The sequence below is a fragment of the Brevibacterium sp. SIMBA_078 genome (assembly GCF_046534565.1).
Lineage (GTDB): Bacteria > Actinomycetota > Actinomycetes > Actinomycetales > Brevibacteriaceae > Brevibacterium.
The window spans coordinates 1-373 of record NZ_JAWRYQ010000053.1; the positions used below are offsets into that span (position 1 = coordinate 1).

At 39.9% G+C, this 373-nt stretch carries 1 protein-coding gene; it reads left to right on the forward strand.

Translation table 11 applies throughout. The features are described 5' to 3' along the window. Positions 1 to 94: 94 nt before the first annotated feature. Positions 95 to 373 (forward strand): hypothetical protein (locus tag SB749_RS18825; protein ID WP_410711642.1); only part of this gene is annotated, 279 nt, incomplete at its 3' end.

Here is a 373-nt window from a genome sequence, read left to right on the forward strand (position 1 = left end):
TATGGAGAGAATGAAAGAATCCTTTATACATGCTAACGATGTACTTCAAGCTAGGACTACACAATCTACTCGTATTATGGATAACCTTGCAAGAATGGACACACGTGCATTAGACCAGCAATTCCTGAAGCTAGGTAATCATTTAGAGAAGATGGCTAAACAAGGTACTGCTGCGAATGTAGCTTTAAAAGAGTTAGGTAAAGGTGCTTCAATGTCCGATATTCAGAAACAGGTACAGATGATTAATCAGGGCATTATGCGTATGCAGATGCTTTCAATGGCTTCTACGGTTGCCTTTGCTGGTTTATTTGCAGTACTGTGGAAAACTGCTTTGGAGACTACTAACCTAGGTGATGCAGTTGACAGATTTACT